This window comes from Siminovitchia sp. FSL W7-1587 (assembly GCF_037963795.1).
In the GTDB taxonomy this organism is placed as follows: domain Bacteria; phylum Bacillota; class Bacilli; order Bacillales; family Bacillaceae_C; genus Siminovitchia; species Siminovitchia thermophila.
The window spans coordinates 2,299,523-2,317,866 of the sequence record NZ_CP150169.1; the positions used below are offsets into that span (position 1 = coordinate 2,299,523).

The 18,344-nt window shown below is 43.5% G+C and carries 18 protein-coding genes; 2 read left to right on the plus strand and 16 right to left on the minus strand.

The genetic code is table 11. The annotated features are described in order from the left end of the window. Nucleotides 1–105: 105 nt before the first annotated feature. The 9 genes from cysK to spoIIE all read right to left on the minus strand — a co-directional run bounded on the left by cysK (nucleotide 106) and on the right by spoIIE (nucleotide 11,398). Entirely contained in the window at nucleotides 106–1,032 is a 927-nt protein-coding gene (cysK, locus tag NST31_RS10805) for a cysteine synthase A (RefSeq protein ID WP_077111846.1), read from the minus strand. A 113-nt stretch (nucleotides 1,033–1,145) separates the two neighbouring features. Further along, nucleotides 1,146–2,027 carry an Hsp33 family molecular chaperone HslO gene (gene hslO, locus NST31_RS10810; protein WP_077111847.1) on the minus strand — a complete coding sequence of 294 codons (882 nt, stop codon included), beginning with the start codon at nucleotides 2,025–2,027 and terminating at the stop codon, nucleotides 1,146–1,148. Between the two features lie 15 nt (nucleotides 2,028–2,042). Then, nucleotides 2,043–2,813 (minus strand): type III pantothenate kinase, encoded by a 771-nt coding sequence (locus NST31_RS10815; RefSeq protein WP_171973905.1) that lies wholly within the window; start codon nucleotides 2,811–2,813, stop codon nucleotides 2,043–2,045. Nucleotides 2,814–3,033: 220 nt separating this feature from the next. Next, on the minus strand, nucleotides 3,034–5,046 hold the full coding sequence (gene ftsH / locus NST31_RS10820; RefSeq protein WP_077111849.1) for an ATP-dependent zinc metalloprotease FtsH: 2,013 nt from the start codon (nucleotides 5,044–5,046) through the stop codon (nucleotides 3,034–3,036). 96 nt (nucleotides 5,047–5,142) lie between these two features. Further along, complete coding sequence (gene hpt / locus NST31_RS10825) at nucleotides 5,143–5,694, minus strand: hypoxanthine phosphoribosyltransferase (RefSeq protein ID WP_339160577.1); 552 nt, start codon at nucleotides 5,692–5,694, stop codon at nucleotides 5,143–5,145. Then, nucleotides 5,684–7,129, minus strand: coding sequence for a tRNA lysidine(34) synthetase TilS (tilS, locus tag NST31_RS10830; RefSeq protein ID WP_236017143.1), 1,446 nt, complete (start codon nucleotides 7,127–7,129; stop codon nucleotides 5,684–5,686). The genes hpt and tilS overlap by 11 nt, the downstream gene beginning before the upstream one ends. A 61-nt stretch (nucleotides 7,130–7,190) precedes the next feature. Further along, nucleotides 7,191–8,123 carry a serine/threonine protein kinase gene (locus tag NST31_RS10835; RefSeq protein WP_077111902.1) on the minus strand — a complete coding sequence of 311 codons (933 nt, stop codon included), beginning with the start codon at nucleotides 8,121–8,123 and terminating at the stop codon, nucleotides 7,191–7,193. Next, the gene (locus tag NST31_RS10840) at nucleotides 8,092–8,832 is read right to left on the minus strand and encodes a hypothetical protein (protein ID WP_339160579.1); all 741 of its coding nucleotides are present in this window, start codon (nucleotides 8,830–8,832) and stop codon (nucleotides 8,092–8,094) included. The genes NST31_RS10835 and NST31_RS10840 overlap by 32 nt, the downstream gene beginning before the upstream one ends. A 76-nt stretch (nucleotides 8,833–8,908) precedes the next feature. Beyond that, nucleotides 8,909–11,398, minus strand: coding sequence for a stage II sporulation protein E (spoIIE, locus tag NST31_RS10845; RefSeq protein WP_077111853.1), 2,490 nt, complete (start codon nucleotides 11,396–11,398; stop codon nucleotides 8,909–8,911). Nucleotides 11,399–11,712: 314 nt separating this feature from the next. Here spoIIE and NST31_RS10850 point away from each other — a divergent pair, with 314 nt between their 5' ends. Beyond that, nucleotides 11,713–11,835, plus strand: a complete 123-nt coding sequence (locus NST31_RS10850; protein WP_268921005.1) for a hypothetical protein — start codon at nucleotides 11,713–11,715, stop codon at nucleotides 11,833–11,835. Nucleotides 11,836–11,999: 164 nt separating this feature from the next. Then, on the plus strand, nucleotides 12,000–12,713 hold the full coding sequence (locus tag NST31_RS10855) for a DUF308 domain-containing protein (protein ID WP_339160582.1): 714 nt from the start codon (nucleotides 12,000–12,002) through the stop codon (nucleotides 12,711–12,713). Nucleotides 12,714–12,982: 269 nt separating this feature from the next. Here NST31_RS10855 and NST31_RS10860 read toward each other — a convergent pair whose 3' ends face one another. The 7 genes from NST31_RS10860 to NST31_RS10890 form a co-directional block, all read right to left on the minus strand. Beyond that, nucleotides 12,983–13,399 carry a S1 domain-containing RNA-binding protein gene (locus NST31_RS10860; protein ID WP_077111855.1) on the minus strand — a complete coding sequence of 139 codons (417 nt, stop codon included), beginning with the start codon at nucleotides 13,397–13,399 and terminating at the stop codon, nucleotides 12,983–12,985. Between the two features lie 77 nt (nucleotides 13,400–13,476). Continuing rightward, nucleotides 13,477–13,881, minus strand: a complete 405-nt coding sequence (locus NST31_RS10865) for a septum formation initiator family protein (RefSeq protein WP_077111856.1) — start codon at nucleotides 13,879–13,881, stop codon at nucleotides 13,477–13,479. A gap of 17 nt (nucleotides 13,882–13,898) precedes the next feature. Next, nucleotides 13,899–14,519: a spore cortex biosynthesis protein YabQ gene (gene yabQ / locus NST31_RS10870; RefSeq protein WP_339160585.1), complete on the minus strand. Its 621-nt coding sequence runs from the start codon at nucleotides 14,517–14,519 to the stop codon at nucleotides 13,899–13,901. After that, on the minus strand, nucleotides 14,516–14,821 hold the full coding sequence (yabP, locus tag NST31_RS10875) for a sporulation protein YabP (RefSeq protein ID WP_077111858.1): 306 nt from the start codon (nucleotides 14,819–14,821) through the stop codon (nucleotides 14,516–14,518). Before yabP ends, yabQ begins: the two co-directional genes overlap by 4 nt. A gap of 92 nt (nucleotides 14,822–14,913) precedes the next feature. Beyond that, nucleotides 14,914–15,174, minus strand: a complete 261-nt coding sequence (locus NST31_RS10880) for an RNA-binding S4 domain-containing protein (protein ID WP_077111904.1) — start codon at nucleotides 15,172–15,174, stop codon at nucleotides 14,914–14,916. Nucleotides 15,175–15,188: 14 nt separating this feature from the next. After that, nucleotides 15,189–16,652 (minus strand): nucleoside triphosphate pyrophosphohydrolase, encoded by a 1,464-nt coding sequence (gene mazG / locus NST31_RS10885; RefSeq protein ID WP_339160587.1) that lies wholly within the window; start codon nucleotides 16,650–16,652, stop codon nucleotides 15,189–15,191. Continuing rightward, complete coding sequence (locus tag NST31_RS10890; RefSeq protein ID WP_171973902.1) at nucleotides 16,649–18,250, minus strand: polysaccharide biosynthesis protein; 1,602 nt, start codon at nucleotides 18,248–18,250, stop codon at nucleotides 16,649–16,651. Before NST31_RS10890 ends, mazG begins: the two co-directional genes overlap by 4 nt. Between the last annotated feature and the right edge of the window lie 94 nt (nucleotides 18,251–18,344).

Below are 18,344 nucleotides of genomic sequence, written 5' to 3' on the forward strand. Positions count from 1 at the left end.
ATTTTAGTTTACCGTTTTATTTGTAAAATGAAAAATAAAAGACAAGCCCGTTTGGGCTTGCCGGATGTCATTATAAAAAATGTATTCTAGTTCCTATTCGAAGTATTAATCTTCAAATTGATAAAGAGCCGTACTCAAATAGCGCTCGCCATTACTTGGAATAATCGCTAACACTTTCTTGCCCTTTCCAAGTTTCTTAGCCACGGACAAAGCAGCTGAAATGGCTGCCCCTGAAGAAATCCCGCCAAGAATTCCTTCCTCTTTAGCTGCTCTCCTTGCCTGTTCAAATGCTTCTTCCGTCGTCACTTGAATGATTTCTTCATAAACTTCCGTATTAAGAATAGATGGAACAAAACCGGCTCCGATCCCTTGAATTTTATGCGGGCCAGGCTTTCCACCCGATAAAACTGGTGAATCTTTCGGTTCAACAGCATAAATTTTAATGTCGGGGTATTTTTCTTTCAGGACTTCTCCGGCTCCTGTAATCGTTCCGCCCGTTCCTATTCCGGAAATGAATGCGTCCAACTGATCTCCCATTTGCTCCACAATTTCTTTTCCGGTAGTTTCTCTGTGAACTTTTGGATTTGCTTCGTTTTCAAATTGTTGCGGTAAGAAGTAGCCATGTTCTTTTGCAAGCTCGAAAGCTTTTGTTATCGCTCCGTTCATGCCCTCCGCTCCGGGAGTCAATACGAGTTCCGCACCGTATGCGCGCAACAAGTTGCGCCGCTCTAAACTCATCGTATCCGGCATGACAAGAATGGCCTTATATCCTTTGGCGGCCGCCACCATCGCCAAGCCAATTCCTGTATTGCCGCTTGTCGGCTCGATGAGTGTATCTCCTTCTTTTAATTTCCCTTGGGCTTCAGCTTCTTCAATCATCGCTAAAGCAATCCGGTCTTTCACACTGCTTCCCGGGTTCATATATTCCAATTTCAAGTAAACTTCTGCGCTGTCTTCTTCAACTATTCGATTTAGCTTGACGATCGGGGTGTTGCCAATAAGTTCCGTAATCGAGTTCGCTATTTGCGCCATTTCTCTCCACCTCTAATTCCGAGTAATTGTATTGGTTTATTTAAACTTACCATGTTGTTTCCCCAGTGTCAATGATGACATGCGCCTTTTCACCTATGCTTCAAGAAGTTTTCTTATTTCGTTGCCTCATGTAAAATGTCTTCCAAATCGGCTTTTGTAAAATGGTATTCGGCGTTGCAAAAATGGCATTGTGTATCCGCTTTGCCGTCTTCCTCTATCATATCTTGTATTTCCTCTTTACCGAGGCTGATAATTGCCCGGGCGAACCGCTCTTTAGAGCAATTGCATTCAAATTGAATGGGCAATTTTTCAAGGACTTTAACATGTTCTTTGCCAATTAAGCGAAAAAGTAATTCCTCGGGGGTCAATCCCTGTTGAATCAATTTGGAAACAGGAGGAGTTTGTTGGAGCCGCTCCTCAAGCTCTGAAATAATCTCTTCATCCGTTCCGGGCATCAACTGGATAATGAAGCCGCCAGCAGCCAAAATGGAGTTGTCGGGATTCACAAGAACACCCACTCCGACAGAAGAAGGAGTTTGTTCCGACGTGGCAAAATAATAAGTAAAATCCTCTCCAAGCTCCCCTGAAACGAGCGGCACCTGACCGGAAAAATGATCACGCAGCCCGATATCCTTTACAACCGTAAGTGTCCCGCTTGTTCCCACGGCGCGGCGAACATCCAGCTTGCCCAGCTCGTTTAAGTCAAAGTGGATTTGCGGGTTTGCCACATAGCCCCTTACATGGCCCTTTGCATTAGCATCAATGATGATGGGTCCAAGCGGGCCATCACCTTCCACCTTGATGGTCAGCTTCTCTTCCCCTTTTAACATTGTTCCCATCATCACTCCGGCAGTCATTGCCCGCCCTAGCGCTGCTGAAGCGGTTGGCCACGTATGATGCCGGGATTGGGCTTCGTTGACTGTTTCCGTACTGGCAGCAGCATAAGCCCTTACTTGACCATCATAAGCCAAGGCTTTCACGACATAGTCATTCATGAGAAGCTCTCCTTTTCAATCCAATAAATTTCTTTTGTAAATGAGATGTAAACCTTTTAAGGTTAAATCATGGTCAATGATATCGATCATATTCGTTTCTGAAGCAATTAGATTTGCCAATCCGCCAGTAGCAATGACCGTTGGCCTCTTTTTACTTTTCTCAATAATCCGCTTAACGATACCCTCTACTTGTCCAACAAAACCAAAAAGAATCCCTGCCTGCATCGCTGCGACGGTGTTTTTCCCAATGATTTCATCAACATGGGTAATTTCAATTCTGGGAAGCTTTGCGGCTTTCGAATACAAGGCCTCAGTCGAGATTCCTATGCCGGGGGCAATCACCCCGCCCGTATATTCAGCTTTATCATTAATATAGCAAAAGGTCGTGGCTGTTCCGAAATCCACAATTACAAGCGGACTGCCGTACACGTGAATTCCGGCAACGGCATTGACAATCCGGTCCGCTCCAACCTCCCGGGGATTTTCGTATTTAATGTTCAGGCCTGTTTTAATACCCGGGCCGACGATTAACGGTTTGACATTAAAATACTTTTCGCACATTTTCTCCAAAGTAAACATGAGTGGCGGTACTACGGATGAAATAATAATACCGTTAATATGCTCAAAACGAAGGCCGACATGTTCAAATAAAGACTTGATGACCATGCCGACTTCGTCTTCTGTTTTATGGCGGCTTGTTTCTATTCGCCAATGATATTTTAAATGGTCGTTTTCATAAACGCCAAGGACAGTATTCGTATTTCCCACATCCAAGACAAAAATCAACACTCTCACCACTTTTATGACAGACTTTTTTCTCACACATCATACCATAATTGTGATTTGGATGTAGATAGAGAATCACATTTTTCAGAAAAAAACTTCCCCTCTTACATTTCCGATCACATCCGCTCATCATGGTGATGAGAGTTGCTTTGGGCTCAACACGAATACGACCACTCGTTGCACAAAAAGACACCGAACCCAATCGGTGTCTTTTGTATTATTAGTCATCTTTGCGTGATGGTGGATCTTTAGGATCATTATGATCAGGCGGAGCAATCGGATCATCCGGCCGTTGTTCCTCAATGGCCAATGAATCCGTTGAATCGTCTTTCGGCTGGATCGTCACTTTTGGCTCCTCGCCTTCGGATTCAACTTTCTGGTCATCACTTTCCGGATCAATTGTCTTTTTCGTTGCTTCAGGCAATTTTCCGGTATCAAACAAGCTCCTGATTTGTTCCGCATCAAGCGTTTCTACTTTCAATAACGTTTGTGCGATCAGCTCAAGCTTATCTCGATGCTCAGTGAGAATGGCTCGCGCCCGCTCGTAGCATTCTTTAATAATCCTTTGAATTTCCTTATCAATTTCATAAGCGATTTCATCAGAATAGTTTTGCTCATTATGCAAATCACGACCAAGGAACACTTGGCCTTGCGGCTGGCCGAATTGAAGGGGGCCAAGCTTTTCGCTCATCCCAAATTCAGTGACCATCCGGCGGGCAATGTTCGTGGCACGTTGAAAGTCGTTATGCGCTCCTGTAGAAACTTCTCCGAACACAATTTCTTCCGCCACACGTCCGCCTAACAAGCCGACGATCTTATCTAAAAGTTCCGGTTTCGTCATAAAGTAACGATCTTCCTTCGGCAGCATAACCGCATAGCCGCCCGCTTGGCCTCGAGGTACAATGGTCACTTTATGGACCATCTCCGCTTCATCAAGGACAAGACCGATCACCGTATGGCCGCCTTCATGATACGCCACAATGTTTCGCTCTTTTTCCGAAATCACCCTGCTCTTTTTAGCAGGTCCGGCTATGACGCGGTCCGTTGCTTCATCCACATCGGTCATGTCAATTTTCTTCTTGTTGCGCCGTGCGGCTATAAGCGCAGCCTCGTTAAGCAGGTTTTCCAGATCGGCACCTGAAAACCCGGGTGTCCGCATGGCAATTGCTTTTAGATCAACCGAATCATCTAAAGGCTTATTGCGGGCATGGACTTTAAGTACAGCTTCCCGGCCGTTCACATCAGGGCGGTCTACCGTAATTTGCCGGTCAAAACGTCCTGGCCGGAGTAAAGCTGGATCCAGGATATCCGGCCGGTTCGTCGCTGCAATGATGATAATTCCTTCATTTGCGCCAAAACCGTCCATTTCAACGAGTAATTGGTTGAGCGTCTGCTCCCGTTCATCATGGCCGCCGCCTAGTCCGGCGCCACGCTGACGTCCGACAGCGTCAATTTCGTCGATGAAAATCATACAAGGTGCATTTTTCTTCGCATTTTCAAATAAATCACGTACACGGGACGCACCAACCCCGACAAACATTTCAACAAAATCAGATCCACTGATGGAGAAAAAAGGAACTCCCGCTTCTCCGGCAACTGCCCTTGCAAGAAGCGTTTTACCTGTTCCCGGCGGTCCTACAAGCAAAATCCCTTTTGGGATACGGGCTCCCAGTTCCGAGAACTTGCGCGGATCTTTTAAGAAATCAACAACCTCAACAAGCTCTTGCTTCTCTTCGTCGGCCCCAGCAACATCCTTAAAACGGACTTTCTTCTTTTCTTCCGTGTAAAGCCTTGCCTTGCTTTTCCCAAAATTCATTACACGGCTTCCCCCGCCTTGCGCTTGGTTGAGAAGGAAGAAGAACAAAATAAAGATGATGATAAATGGAATAATCGTCGTAAAGAACGAGACCCATCCGCTCGTTTCCTTGGCAGGCAATACTTCAACGTTGGCCGCTGCTTTATCAATGCGGTCAAGCATAGCCGGGCTGTTCATCACATACGTCGTGAACTGTTTATCTTTTTCAGTGCCTTTTAAATGGCCGATTATTTCATAAACGCCTCTTTCAGGCTGGATGGAAAACTTATCTATGTCCCCGTTTTCTAAATGATTGACAAATTTGTTATACGATATATTTTCTGTCGTCTCATTGGTATTGTTGAACCAACTGACAATTCCAATCAGAACGAGAAAGATGAGTAAATAAAAGATCGTATTTTTAAAGATCCGGTTCATCCCTAGCCTCCTCCCACGGTAAAAAAACTATATTCAATAGTATCATAGACATTTCAGACTTTACAACCACATTGGCTCGCCAAATTGCATCCTTATTCATTCTTTAACATTATTGCCATATACCTCTCTTTTCAAAACCCCTATATAAGGAAGGTTCCGGTATTTCTCTGCATAATCGAGTCCATAGCCGACAACAAACGAGTTTGGAACAACAAAACCAACGTAATCTGCATGTATGTCTGCTTTGCGGCCCGATGGCTTATCTAATAAAGTGACAATTTTGATCGAGTTTGCCTTTCTGTACCTGAATAGTTCCACAAGATAACTCAATGTCAATCCACTGTCAATAATATCTTCAATAATTAAAATATCCCTGCCTTCAACGGGTGTGTTCAAGTCTTTCAAGATTTTTACTTCTCCGGAAGAAGTGGTCGATCTGCCATAACTGGACACGTCCATAAAGTCCATCTCCAAATATGTATCCACTCTTTTTAACAGGTCCGCCATAAATGGCATAGCCCCTTTTAACACACCGATGGCCAACGGAAAACGGCCATCATACTCTTTTGTCAGTTGACTGGCAATTTCTTTAATTTTCGCCTCAATTTCTTCTTCGGTAATGAGTATTTTTTCAATGTCATTTTTCATGTACTTTGCTGCCTCCCAGGCTTTTTGCAATGCATATGTAATAGGATTCGTTCATTTGAGGAGAGAGATCATAGCAAGATTTTTTCACTCCGGGCACCCATAAAATACGGCCTGCGGCATCCGAGACAATCGGCCAACTGTCCCGCTTTGCCAAGGGAACCTTTTCATCAATAAAAATATCTTTGATTTTTTTGCTCCCATTCATGCCTTTCAGTCTCATTCGATCACCGGGAACCCGTGTCCTGACCATGAGCGGAAGTTGGATAGAAGCCGGATCCAGAATGACAAAGTCGTCCTTTTCCTGAGTACGCTGGCCGCTGACTTTATCCAATTGAATGGTGAATTGGCTCGGGATGTAAACCTTATCCCCGGCATGTAGATGATAGTGATATTCCAAGGGCAGTTCCTTTTTGTCAAATGTAAACCGGCACTTTTCGTAAGACCGGATGATATGCAACCCAAGGGGAAGTTGTAGCGTTGCAGATGGGTGATCTCCTTTTAATAAACGGTCTATTGACGATAAATGGCGAGTTGTAATCAGGCCGATTTTTTTCTTGTAAAGATAGCTTAATATTAGATGAATACCTCTTCTTTGTAAAGGCAAAGGCACTTTTAAAAAAGCAGGAATATTGACAAGAATTTCTCTTTTATCTTTTTTTAAAACGGTCTCCATTTCCCGTTTTGCAAGCTCTTCCAGAAATTTCTCATCTTGTAACACTTCTTCGCTGAATCGCTGAAAATGTTCATGCGCTTTTTCGTTTTCTCTTTTCAAAACGGGGAGCACATCCAGTCGAAAGCGGTTCCTCGTATAATCGGGGTGGTTATTGCTTGGGTCCCTCCTGGGCTCCAACTGGTAAAAAATACAATATTCTTCAATTTGTTCTTTCGTTACACCGAGGAGCGGACGTATGAGCATTCCCGGCGAAAAGGGGCGCATAGCTTGAATCCCTGCGCGAGCTTTGCCGCTGCTTCCCCGTGTCAATCGCATCAAAATGGTTTCCATCTGATCGTCAGCATGTTGTCCAACAGCCAACTTATTGGCCTGGATTTGCTTCATGACATCCGCCAAAAACAGATAACGATATTTCCTGGCCGTCTCTTGCATGCCTGCGCGATCTTGCTCCATTTTTTGTTTAATATCGATAGAGGCTGAAAAAAAAGGGATGTTGTTCTTTTCGCAATACGAGCGCACATATTCAAGGTCCGCCTTGGATTCCTTGCCGCGAAGCATATGGTCTACATGGGTTGCTGCAAGTTCAATTTGAAACTTGTTTCTTCTTTTTACCAAAAAGTGAAGGAGCGCCATCGAATCGGGACCGCCCGAAACAGCAGCACACACTTTGTCACCATATGTGATCAATCCATGTTTTTCAATAAAAGCGAGCGTTTTCCTTTCAAATTCCAGCATATTACCTATTCCCTTATTTAGATTCAAAAAACAATTCCCTCTGCACATAGTTTAACACTTTTGGCCAAAATAAGGTATGAAACTGCTGTTATAATAAAAATAAATATATGTACAATCCGTAGAGAAAAGAAGTGACAAAAATAACTGCCGCTGTCTCCATGAGGGAGCCCTTTTTTCGACTTCTCTTCTGTTTGACACGCCTGTTTTTCATGGCGGTCCGGCTCATGATGGATAACATTTCCTTCTTCATTTGTTCGGCTGACGCATATTGCCCCGTTAATGCTTTTTCCAATATCTCTTGGTAGCGGGACAGTTCCGCCGACTTTTGAATGTATGCTCTTAGCTGGTGAATCCCGCCGCTATTTTTCTGGAAGCGATTTGGGTAAAATAAATTAATCATCACCATCGCTGTTGAAAAAAGATCGTAAGACGGTTCGGCCTTTCTTGATCCCAGACCCCAATATCCCCGGTCAAAAAATTCAGTGAACTCTTTTACAGCACGCCCCCTTCTAGTCGTTCCTCCAACATCGATACAGCGGATTTTTGCCGGGTTGACGGATACGATTAAATTTTCCGGTTTTATATCACAAAAGATCCAACCTAGACGATGCAGCTGCTCCAAATGATGCAGTAGTTGAACAATCATCACGCCTGCCCAAGAAGTCCCCTTTTGCCGAATAAATGATAGCAAATTTGGGCCGTTTATGTATTCCATCGCATAAAAAGGAATGCTTTTTTCACGCGGCTGTTCCCAATCATCAACATCCAAAAGGGAAGGTCCAAGGACAGATCCCTGGACCTTTGCAAGTTCCTTTAAGACATTGACCTCCGATATGATTGACATACTATCGTCACTCATCTTTATGGCGGTATAACCGCCTGCGCCTTCAGCAAGATAGACAATTCCGTTGGCACCGCTCCCCAGTTTTTTTATAATGACGTATCTGTTGTGATGCCACTTCCCTCGTATGACCGTGCCCGGAAGGACATTACATCGATTCGTCCAGGATTTGTTCGTCATCATCTCTGGCGAACAGCCCCCTTAATGAGCGTTTTTTCTTGAACATGCCAATCGCTTCTCGGACGGCTGGACCTGTGGGTGTGATGCCGCCAGCCGTTAATTTTGGAAACACACTCGTCAGCGCATCCAGCTTTGGCGTCCAATCCACCAATTGTTCTGTGTCAACTCGTTTCCCGGGAAATATACAGACAGAAAATTGATTATTTCCTGTCCGGGCATTCAAACTTAAAGATAAATCGAGCAGTGCTTCCTTTACGGTTGGCAATTTGAATTTCATGCTTGCACTCGTATCAATAAGAACAGCCACTTGCAGTTCGGCAGTTTCACCAAGCTCATCAACCACATCCATGACTTCTCCTCTTTGCTCCGGAGGAAGCTCTTCAAGGGAAGTTTCTTTGCTCAATATTTGTCGCAGTTCCCGATTTACTACTCCTTGCAATGTTTGTGTCATCGCTTTTCTTGTTACCATTTGAACGGTTTCGGATAGGTTTTCCGAATAAACGATTTGGCTGATGCCCCCACCTGCTTGGGCAATGCCTTCAATTTCCGTAATCCCTTTTTCATCGATCGAGTCATTTTCAAGCACGCCGATCACATTGACAGTGATCCCATGCTCTTGGGCCAAGGCTGCCATGGCAACCGGATCCTCGCCCTTATTGGAACAGCCGTCCGTGATCAAAAGCATTTGTTTTAAAGTGCCTGCTTTCACAATTATTACCTCCATTTTCGGCTCTTATCATGCCTGATAACTTTTACCAGCGTCGCCGGAAATAGGGGTTTTTATACTAGCTGACACTTGAAATCTTTCTTGTTGCCTTGTTGATTGGAATGGCTGCCCATTTTGGTGTGTTATGCTTAATTTTTGCAGTGATAATCGTCATATCATCCGGAATGGCACCGGAGCGGGTTCTGATCACCTCTTCCATGATTAAATCTGCAATTGCCTGCGGTTCATCAGTCTGGATCTCCCGCAACTTCCTTTTCATCCATAATTCATAATTTTCTACATGCTTTGGCCCTTCAAAGACACCATCACTCATCATGACGAGCAAGTCGCCCGGCTTCAATTGTTCATTGACAATATCAACATCAAAGTCATCCAGAATCCCTATCGGCAAGTTCCCGGCCTCTATTTTTTTAATTTTATTCCCCCTTTTGACAAAGCTTGGAGCAGAACCTACTTTAATGAATTTTGCTTCTATCGTCTGTAAGTCGATCATGGCCAAATCAAGAGTGGAAAACATTTCGTCATCTGTCCGTAAAGAAAGGACAGAGTTGATTGATTTGATCGCCACTTTTTCTTCGATTCCGGACTGCAATATCTTTTGAAGTAATTTCAATGTTTCATTGCTTTCCTGATGGGCTCTTTCGCCATTGCCCATTCCATCGCTGATCGCAAGGGCAAATTTTCCCGAACCAAGCTCAATTGTTGAGTAGCTGTCTCCTGATAAGAACCCACCGCCCTTTGCCGCATGGGCCACACCAGTTTCAACCGCATAGGCTTTTGCGGACCTAAGCGTTACGTAATGAAACCCTTGCGGGAAGTCAGCCGTTTCCCGATGTTTCACGATAATGGTCTCGTTAAAAATATCTGACAAAAGTGGGGCGATGATTTTCTCCGCCTCCCCGTTTCCGTACCAGCCGGGGATCATAAGATCAATATCAATCCCACCCGGTTCCAAACTGTATATTTCAACTTGTTCAATATCGATCCCAAAGTCCTGAAGAGATTCCAAAAGAAGTTCTTCCTGTCGATGATGATTGTTTTGCTCGCGTTTCATCTCTTTTGCAAAATCAATCATCACCTCTGAAACGCCCATTAGCTGCTCGGCCACAAGCTTCCGGCTCTCCTGCACCTGCTTTTGCAACCTCTTATTCGCTTGATAAAACACAAGTTCCTGATGGATCACATCCCTTACCTTTCCAGCCTTGCTGCAATGCTTTTCCAGCGGCCGATACACTTGTACGGGGATAAAACCGGTTTTATCGTCCATTTCATGCATAACTTGCTTCATTAATTCATATGTTTTATCAAACTGCGCTCCCCAGCATTGGGATTTTTTATGACAAGTTTGGCATGTCTTTTCTGTCACCTTGCTTAAAAACAGGTCATACTCTTGTTCTTCCTTTTCAGGATCAGCCCATTTCTCGGGTTGCGAAAAACTGGTTGACAGCGCTTTGAACACAGAGGAAAATTGCTCCACCCTGCGAACAGTTATGTCCCTTACCTTTCGGGCGTATTGTTGTTGATGAAGCGCATGTTCCGCAGTACCGGGGATATGGCGCGCCAATCGTTCTGTGAAAGGCAAAGGGGTTAAAAATAACAACAGCACAGCTAGAATGGACTCATACATGGAAATGCTTAACGCGCCTCCTTGGCTTCCGTACATTCCTAGAAGCAACGTGGCAATCATGAGACCAATGGCGGTTCCAGCCCGTTTCCCTTCCTTCAAAAGGCCGCCGAGCAGACCGGCAAAAGCAAGCAAACTCATCTGATAAAAGCTGGACATGTCCGCCAAGCTGAAAATCAGCCCTGTTACAACACCGACGGTCGATCCTACCGCTGCCCCCGCGGTAAAAGCAAAAACCAAAACAAGATAACGCGACATAATATGTTCAATGGACAAGTCATATATCGTCCAGCCAATCGTCCCGGTCATCACAGAAGCAAGCATAATCATCAAGCTGATCACTTCTTCCGTTTTTAAAGCTTTCGTCTTCCTTAGTGTCGTCAAAAATGGAATGCTTTGCATGAATATAAAAACGAGCACAAAGGCTAATCCCGCTTCCACGCCAGCCATCATGAGATCATAATTTTGTAAAATTTGTCCGTTCTGGAAATATGTAACTGAGCATTTGATCAAAAAAGAAATACAGAACACATAGTAAGGAACAGCCTTTATAGGTGCTTCGTGGATTTTTTCCATCATTCTGAATGAAATTAAAAATAGAATACTTGCTGTAAAAATAAAGATCACATTGCTGAGGGATATGGTCAATGCCCCGGCCATCAATCCCAGCAGGACAAGCGGCGATCTTCGCCTTCGCAACATATAGGCACAAGCGAAAAACGGGAGGGCAAATGGGCTGAGCTGCGATAATATTAAAGCTCGTCCAAGCAAAAAGCCGACCAGCACCATAGCAATCCCTTTATCCAAAAAAACGTATTCCAGCTTTTTCCGAACATTTCTTAGTCCTTTAAAAAGATCGAAGTCCGCTTTCTCCAATTCCATATTTCCAACAGTTCCGATCAGCATCTGTTCTCCCTTACCCATCTTCATCTCCCCCGATTCCAAATATTGAAGCCCATTATATAGCGGCGATGAATAAAAGTTTGTCATTTTTATGGATAACAAAGACAGAATCGTTCGACTCTTTCAGATACAAATATCCGACATTATAAAAAACCCTTTTGTCTTCTTAATGGCGCGGTTTTTTGGCTGATTTTCCCATCAAGTTTCATACGATCCTTCCGTTGTTCCGCCAAAATATGTTGTACTTTTGCCGATAATGAACACGAATTATTAAAAATAAGCAAGAAAGCAAGACAACCTTTGCCGAGTGAGATAAAGAGGAGTCGAAACAGGTTATGGAACGTAGCCGCTCACCTGGACTTCACGCCGGCATTCCACCGCCAGGCTTTCTTCAAGGGTTAAAAGGCATGATCGCAACACATGAAAGTGAATGGTCGTGGGTGAATGGGCATTGGTGAATGGATTTGAGTGGAACATATTCCAGTGTCAAAACCTATCCTCAGAATGAAAACATTTAAAAAATTTCTGGAGCATGGGGATCCAATATCGATTGGATTGAAACTCTTCGCTTTCATGTTCGTATAAGTTACTAAGATGGAAAGTGACAAGGGGATTGAAAATATTGCGAGATACAAGAGAAACAGTGATCAGTATGTCTATGGCGGAAAAGATCATATGGTACGTTATTTTCTCTGTCGGAGGTATGACGTTAGGCTATTTTTTCACTAGAATTGTACATTGGCTGATAGATTTAGAATGGTTTATGAAATGGATCGGTGATTCTAATACATTTGTGTTCCTGATGAACCTTCTTGAAAAAATACAAAGCTTTACGGGAGATTGGTCCAGTGTATTGCTGTCCGTCATAGGTTTATTATGTGGTTTGTTTCTTGTTCATTGGCTAATGGAACAGAACATTTCAATTAAGATGACAGATGCAACAGTCACTGTTCAAAATAAGTTACTGAATATGGAAATCCTTCGAAAAGACATCCAGCATGTTTTCCTTGATAATGGAGAATTGGTTATTGTCGGATTTTCGGGACATGAACTTTTACGTGAGCCGCATGATACGAGCAAACACAAGATTGAACAAGCTTTTAACAAGCATGGCTATCCTTGGAGAAGTGAGGGAGATCCGTATAAAGATCACTATCAATTATGGTTTGAGGATTCTCCAGATTTATTAATACCTGAAAACGCGCTTATGAAAGCGAGAGAAAAAGCGATTGAAAACGACGATGAAGAAGCAATGAGAGATTTGAAAAGTGAGCTGGCAAAACTAAATATCGTTGTTCGCGATGAAGATGGTTTACAATACTGGCGCAATGTTTGAGGAAGATATCGTAGATGAGCGCTTGATAAAATCAAGCGGGAGCATCCGATCAGAACCGTTGCCGTTTCTCCTTCAATTGATCGGCCAAAATGGATTGGAATGGCTTGAACAATATTCATTAGCGGAACAGGGATAACAAAAAACCCCATGGATATTATTTACATAGATCATGCTTCGCTCCAATATTTACCATAAAAAAATAGGAGGATCTCCAAGAGATTCTCCCATTTAACGTCCGTACCTGCTATATGGAAAGTGACAGCAAGTTATTAGCCACGCCTTGAGCCACGGCCGCCCCGTTTGGACTCAGTATGGCGTTTTAACGATGATAAACGATCTTCACTTTCTTTCAAAAAGCGATTCATTTTTTGTTCAAAACTTTCTTTGGTGCGAAAATCATTCATCCTGCCATGACGCGGGCGTTGACCGGAGTGAGATTGTGACTGGGGCTGATCTTTCGCTTTGCGGATAGATAATCCAATCTTTCCGTCCTTCTCAACATTTAAAACCCTGACAAGTACTTCATCACCGACTTTTAAATGCTCATTAATGTCCTTCACATAATTATCGGCCACTTCACTTATGTGGACAAGTCCGGTTGAGCCTTCGGGCAACTCCACAAAAGCCCCAAAATGAGTAATGCCTGTTACCTTACCTTGTAACTTGCTGCCTACCTCGATCGACATAAAAAAATTTTTCCTCCTTAAAGTGTATAAAAAAATAAAGCTTTACTTTATATTATAGCTAACTGCAAAAAAAAGTGTCAATATGAGCTCTTTTTCTCTTTTTCTTTCTTTTCGGAATTTGGGATATTAAAGATGATTTCTCCTTTATCAGAGAGGAAGTATTCGCTTCTGGCGAGCTTGGCAATATATTCGTCATCATTCAATTTGGCAATTTCATTTTCAAGTATGAGTTGCTCTTTTTCCAGCTTGGCCAATTTTTCTTCCATTTGCACCTTTTCCATTTTTTTTTCCGCTAAACTTTCTTCTCGTGACATCAGCGTAGAAATTAATAAGGCGCTGACTGCGATGGCCATGACAAAGAAAACGGTAAGCCGCCGAAACAATAACTTTCTCCTTCTAGCTGCCGAACGGGCTGCAACCTCCTGCTGTTTTGTATAACTGTTTTCAAGAGAAGCAATAGCCTGTCTTTGCTTGGTTCCCATCCTGTCTCTGTCGCCTCCTATCTCTTTCTACGAAGAAATTCTATGATTTTACTTACTTTATTCTTCGTGTTTTGAAAAAACCCTTCTAAAGAGCTTCCCATTTTCACGACAAACTTTTCCACTTTTTTTGGAACGATCATCTTTCCGATCCATAATATTGGTCGAAAGACAGTCGTTACCAACCATTTTAACACTTTCCCAACTGTTTTTACAAGCGCTAATCCAACTGAAAGGAGAGAGATCACGATATATTTGATCAGTAAAAACAGGCCCCTGACCGGTTGATAGATGAGGAGATGAACAAGCTTTTTTATGATGTGAACGGCTGCTTTGACAAGGCGAATGACCCATTCAAGCAAACGTTCATAACTCTGCTTGAACAAAGCCTGGTAAGCGGCAAACCCAAGACAAAGGGCGAGGAGCAAATAAATCCTCAATTCACCCGAATTGACCAAAAAAAGAATGTAAAAAATAAGGATGCCTTGAATAAACCAAAATAGCAAATCATTAATAAATACGATCCAACGCTTGCGGTTTACACGGTTTAAAAAGCGCTGGTACGTATCAAGCATGGCTCCAAATAGACTTCCCATGACAATCATGGCAAGTAATGTTTGGAATTGGACGGATAAACTCATTTGAATAACTTGCCAAAGAACCCTTTAGCTTTTCCTCCGTCGTGATCATCAAGATATACGATGTCATACACTTTGCCCTTGATGGATACGACCCCTTTGGTCACATCGAGATTTTTCATTTGCAAGTTTTGACCCCGAATGGCCAGAAATCCCATGACGGTTTCCAGCAAAAATTCCTCATTATCAAAGCTTTCAACTTGCTTTACACCCGTTATATCAATCAATCTGCGGCCGCGCATAATCAAATCATGCTCTGGAGCCGGCTTCGTTCCGGTTTGCGTTGAATCATAATATTGGCTCATCTTCATCCCCTCTTTTTCATACCGTTTGTGATAAATGTATGTATCGGGGGAATGAAATAGAACAAGCCTTCTTTCCAGTTTCTACAGGTTTTTTATTGTTCCAGCCGTTCTTCATTTACCAATGTGTACATGGCGGCGGCATCTTCTTTTTTCGTAGAATCCTTTAATTCTTTCACTTTGACAGTGACAAGCTTCTGCCCGAAACGGATCGTCAGTTCATCACCCGCTTTTACGCTTGAACTTGCTTTTGCCTGCTGATCATTGATGTGGATCCTGCCCTTATCGGCCATTTCTTTCGCTACAGGCCTTCTTTTGATAAGTCGGGAAACTTTAAGAAATTTATCTAAACGCATCTCGGTCAAACCATTCACCTGCCTTGTTTTTTGGCTTCATCCCAATACTGGTCAAGTTGTTCGAGTGATACATCACTATGTGGACGCCCGCTCTCTTTCACTTTGGACTCCACATACGTAAACCGGCGATAAAACTTTTCGTTTGCCTGCTGAAGGGCTTCTTCCGGATGAATGCCGGCCAGCCTTGCTGCATTGACAACCGCAAAAAGCACATCTCCCATTTCATCAAGCTGAGCCTCTTTGTTTTCTTTCGCCAATTCATCCGCAAATTCCTGCACTTCTTCCTTTACTTTTGTTAAGGCATCTTCAGCACATTCCCAGTCAAAACCGATTTTTGCTGCCAGTTTTTGATATGTATAAGCGCGAAGCAAGGCGGGAATTCCCTTTTCAGCATGATCGAGCAAGGAAGCCCCTTCGTCCTGAGCGTTTTTTTCAGCAGCTTTAATTTGCTCCCAGTTGGCTGCAACAGCTTCAGATGTTTCTGCGTGGACATGACCAAAGACATGTGGATGGCGGCGAATCATTTTCTTGGAAATACTTTCAATGACATCTTCAATGGAAAACATTCCATCATCTTCCCCTATTTGAGCATGCAGCATCACTTGGAGCAATACATCACCAAGTTCCTCCACCATGTCATCTATATGATCGCGGTCAATCGCATCGAGCAGTTCATATGCTTCTTCAATCAAGTATTTCTTTAAAGACTTGTTTGTCTGCTTTTTATCCCATGGACAGCCATTTGGACCTCGAAGTTCGGCTATTATCTCCCTTAATGACGAAAATTCTTTTAATGTTTCCTCCCGGCACGTCAGCGGAGGGACATAAAGACTCGTCAAGTTGTCCACGGCTGCCTGCCTGTCCAATTCGTAAAGAGGAATCTCTTTGAGACTTTCCCGGCTGCTGCCCCCTGCTGTAACAATAATCACGCTATGATCATCCGGGTATTTTTCCATAAGGGTCAGTTTAACTTCGGAAGCAACGAACTGGTCGTATACTTGAGCGATGATGACATGCTGCCCGATGTTAATATCATCCCGGCGAAGCATTGTCGCATCAAGCAACTGAAATCCTGTAATCGGGTCGATTTTAACAGCTGAAAAAAGGCTATCAAGAAAGCTTTGCCCGCCGCCGATCGTAATTTGAATCCCTTGTTGCGGACCGTTTTGAAGCAACATTTGGACAGTCTTTTCGGCCACAAGCGGATGTCCCGGCACAGCATACACCAGTTCTTTTTTCCGGGCTTCATCCAGCAGCTTTTCGGTGATTTCTTCATAAACCGCCTCAAAGGTGTCATGTTTTTCATATACGTCATCAAATGCTTGAAAAACGATTCCTTCCGCTTTCAATTCATTTACAACGGGATGCTCCTTTGTTCGAAAGAAAAGCCGGTCTGTTTCTTTCAACTTTTTATAGACACCGAGCGGAAGCTGGTCAAGCTCTCCCGCTCCCAAGCCAACGACAAATATTTCGTTCATTTCCTTCTCCCTTCTTCTGTTGTTCTCCATCGGAAAGCAGTTGCTTTCGCATAAAACGGAACATGCTTTAATTCCTCATTGTCGAACAGGTTACTGTAAAGTAAAAACGATATATAAATGAATCCGCCGACTAACACTCCGCCAAGTGCCGCTACAGTACTCCACAGCCTTCCTTCAAGCCCACATACTTCAAAAAGAAACAGCCATACCTGAAGTACAGCGGTCATGGCGGTACAGGCCATCAACAATCGGGGCAAGGTTTTGAATATGACCATGTGTACAGGAAACCGTTTTTTTAACTCGTTTAACAGTAAAATGAAAATGACGCCCATCCCTATATTGGTAGCCAAAGCGGCGCCAAATGCTCCATATTGTGGAACAAGCCATGTGTTTAATACATATTTGCACGCAATTCCTACGAGTAAATACTTTGCCGGAACGAGCGCCGCTCCCATCCCTTGCAATATTCCGGTAAACGTCATAACCATAGATGCGAAGAAAATGGCGGCGGCAAGTATACCAAGTGTTAAGGAGCCATCCTGGTTTTTAAAAAGCATCATGTTGGTTGGCTTAATAATGTTCATTAACCCGATTGCCGCCCCTGCCCCTATAACAGCACTCAGTTTTATAGTTGATTCCATCTTTTTTTGGAGGATTCCTATATTTCCTTGGGACCAGGCGGCGGCTATGGCTGGAACAAGGGCTAACGACATTGCCCCTACGATAGTCGTTCCAAGCTGTATAAGCGGCTGCCCCCGGTCAAAAACGCCTTTTAACACTTTTGCATCCACACTCTCCATACCGGAATGGAGCAAAAGAGAATACATATTCAACGAATCAACAAGTTGAAATAAAATAAGCAGAAGGCCGCTAAAACAAATCGCCGTCCCGTGTACAAGAACCAATTTTCCCACCGCAACAAACTCATGAAAAGGAAGGCGGACGGCATTTATGAAGATTCTGATGTTCCTTCCGGCAAATATAGCCAGTAAGACAGCACCCGCCGCACTTCCTACAACTGCGCCTGCCCAAGTACCCCGCCCCACTTCATAAAAGGAATATCCTTTATCCACTAAAAGAAAGGAGATGAGTAAAATGGCCGCGACCCGGAAGACCTGCTCTATCACCTGGGCTAAAGCAGTTGGCACCATATTGCCGTTCCCTTGAAATATCCCCCGCCACAGAGACAGAAAGGGAAGCAGCAAAAAAGGAAACGCGGTTACTTGAATAACGGGTCCCAACAGAGGATCGCCCATCCAGCGAGCAATCATATTTGCGCCAAAGAAAAAAAAGGAAAACAAGCCGAGTCCCACAAACATTAAAACGATAAATGCGGCTTGAAGCTTATTTATGACACTTTGTTTATTTTGCTGATCTTTTGCAGCGACTATTCTTGAAATAATAACAGGAAAGCCGGTTGAAGCAAGCACATAAGCGATTCCGTATAGTGGGTAAACTTGCTGGTAAATATAAAAACCCGTGTCACCAACGATATTCTGAAAAGGGACGCGGTACACGGCACTCAATATTTTAATAAACAGCGCTGCTGCCGCCAATATAAAGGCGCCTTTGATAAATGGTCTCGTTTCTTCTGGCAAGCTACCTCTCGCCTTTCTACAAAAAATCTCCATTTATTATAGCATAAGAAAAAGGCTTGGCGGACGCCAAGCCCTCTTCCAATATTGTTTTATG